The organism is Bradyrhizobium sp. MI1.7, assembly GCF_055811795.1.
Genome location: NZ_JBVVPO010000174.1, coordinates 1 through 2,788 on the forward strand (window position 1 = coordinate 1; position 2,788 = coordinate 2,788).

A 2,788-nucleotide genomic window follows, 5' to 3' on the forward strand; every position below is an offset into this window, starting at 1 on the left:
CCCCCCCCCCCCCCCCCCCCCCCCCCCCCCCCCCCCCCCCCCCCCCCCCCCCCCCCCCCCCCCCCCCCCCCCCGGCCGGAATTTGATGGGCGCCGGGGCCGTCCTTGCGACCCCGGCTCACCTCTTACTCCGCAGCCTGCGAACAGAAATCATACCCTTGCGTATTGTCTGGCGCGCGAGCCTGCTCCTGCGTCTTGGCCGTCCGCAGCAACAGCGGCAACCAGCCGGTTGCCGCCAACGACTGCTCGGCGGCAGCTGCCATCTCGGCCTTTTTCATTCCCGAGATGCGTTCGGCGGCCTCCCCGCTGACGCCTTCGCGGACGGCCTCAAGGATGCCGGCCTTGGTGACCCGGCCGAGATAGCTTCGCACCGTCGGCCGCCAGTATCCGGTCATGTCGAGGGCGACGACGCCCGCCAAACGGCTGGCCGCCGCCAAGGCGCGCGGCCGAAGGTCAAATGGCAATTTGACCGCATTGACCGTCAATGCGGTGCAATGGGCGAACAGCGCCATGCGGCTGTCGTGATCGAGTTCGACCACGAATTCCCACAGCTGAGCCGCGTCTCGCGGCATTTGCCTCGCCCAATTGGCATGGCGATCCGACCAAGTTTTCCCAGCCGGAGTGTCCTCGATTCCGACCGCATGCGTGGCCAAATCCGTCTTGACCGGTTGAATGCCGACCACATGGGCATTGGCCCCGGTATAGAAGATTTGCGCGGCGAGCGCATGGGTGGCCGCCACGATGGCGACGTCTGGCTGCTCACTCAGATTGAGGCGCAGCCCCAAGGTGCGATGCGCGGAGAGGTCGCGAACCAGCGTGTCGGACAGTCTCTGTTCCCCCTCTTCTTCCTCGTTTTCCTCGTCGCCTCCTTCACCATCGCGGGTGGCTTGATCGTCGCCGCCACCCTCCTCATCCGAGGCCAGTCCGTCACCGTCCTCCTCAGCTTCGGGATGGGTTTTGTCGTCCTCGGCGCGGATGAAACCCCGTTCGATCCTGACGCTGCCGTCATGATTAAGGATGACGAACGCGCCACCGCGCGTGACGTCGCCGCGATCGTAGGCCTGCCGTTTCGCCTCAAACTGCTCGATTTGGTTCTCCAACTCGCCAAGCCGCGCATCTACCTCGTCAGGCAGTTCGTCGGCTGTCTGATGCTGTTCGGTCAGCCGGTCGAACTCCGTTTGAGCGACCTCAAGGGCGGTCTGATCTTCCGCCGAAAGGTCGACCGGATGCGGGTAGGCACGGCGCATGCCGTGGGCGTGCGGGAAGTCGAGATGGGGCTCCGTCCACTTCCATCCCTCGGCTGCCCGTAAGGCGTCCGCCTCCCGGCCAAGCCGTGCTGTCACCAGGAGATCGAGCAGCGCCACGTCTTCCAGATAGCCGCCGCGATCCTCGGTAAAGAGGTCGCGCAGGATCGTACCGCCTGCCTCGATATAGGCCTCGAGCCCGACAAACCGCGCGCGGCGATCGGTTGCAGCGACATGGGTTTCGGTGAGCAGACGCCGGATCGTGCTGGCATCACGGTCGTAGGACAGACGCTCATAGACGCCTTCTTGCCGAGCCTGATCGTCGGTGATGGCAAAAGCCATCAACTGCTCCAAGATCAGTTCGCCATCGCGATAGAGCTCGATCAATTTTGGCGAAACCGCACCCAACCGCAGGCGTTGCCGCACCACATGCGGCGTCACCCCGAAGCGCGCGGCGATCTCCTCCGCGCCGAAGCCACGCTCCTCCGCAAGCCTCCTGAACGCCTCGAACTGATCGGCGGGATACATGTTTTCGCGGGTGACATTCTCGTCCAGGCTGATTTCGTGGGGGTCATTCGCGGTGTCGATGATGCAGCGGATCGGCTCGGTCTTCTTGATCTCCTTCCGCTTCACCCGCAGCAGCTGTGCAAGCCGCCTGCCCTCGCCGATGGTCACGAGATAGAACCCCGTGGCCGTTCCCGCTCCGTCGAACTCGGGCTCAACCACCAGATTTTGCAGGATGCCCTTGGCGGCAATACTCGCCGCATAACCCTCGATCGCCGCCTCGCTGTGCGGCGTCTTGCGCGCATTGTTCGGGGACTTCTTGAGCTTGTTGAGCGGAATGAAAACCTCCGTCCCGTTCGCGGGAATGATTTCAACTGATTTGGCCGACATGATCATTCTTCCTTTTGCTTCCATGGGTGCAGCGCGCACTCCGCGCCTGCACCCCTGCCCGTCGGCGAGACCGGGGGTAGCAAGCGCCAGGGCGACCCGAGCGGAGGGGGATCGCCCGCCCGCAAGGGCCGCTCGATAGACGCGGGTCTGCACGAGCGCATGTCAGCCGTTCGAGAAGGTGACGCCCTCGAAAGCACGGAAGACCGGGGAGACCGCTCGGGTCGGCGCCGGCGCCAGCCGGCGCTTTACCCTGGCGCGCGCGAGGGGCAGCGCCCATTAGGTCTCAAGCGTTAGAACGTTGAGCAAGTCAGCGCAGGCCAAAACAAGAGATCGAAAACAAGAGCAGAGTGAGAGAATCAAAAGAGGCACCCGCAGGAGGGTCAGCATAGCGCCGACGCGTAGCGGCGGGACCCGGGACCGAGTGCAGTCGCGAGACCGGTTAACAAGGCACCCGCGCGACGGGCAGTGATAGCGGTGCCGCGCAGCGGCAGCCCTTCGTGCGAGTGCCTCCGGCGAGCGACACATTATATCTGCTTGCGTGAGGGATCGAAGCCGAATGGCCGAGACGCAACGCGCTCGGTTCATATGTGGACGGCCCCCGACTTGCAAGGATTGGCTCGGGCAGCATGCTCGGATCGCTTGCGCTCATAT

The 2,788-nt window shown here is 64.6% G+C and carries 1 protein-coding gene; it reads right to left on the reverse strand.

Annotation, left to right across the window (positions count from 1 at the left end):
• Positions 1 to 124: 124 nt before the first annotated feature.
• On the reverse strand, positions 125 to 2,137 hold the full coding sequence (locus tag AC0L3X_RS46810; RefSeq protein WP_473317574.1) for a ParB/RepB/Spo0J family partition protein: 2,013 nt from the start codon (positions 2,135 to 2,137) through the stop codon (positions 125 to 127).
• Positions 2,138 to 2,788: the final 651 nt, after the last annotated feature.

Bases quoted from the DNA above. Each gene is read 5' to 3' on its own strand.
- AC0L3X_RS46810 (WP_473317574.1), bottom strand. From the start codon at position 2,137: ATGTCGGCCAAATCAGTTGAAATCATTCCCGCGAACGGGACGGAGGTT.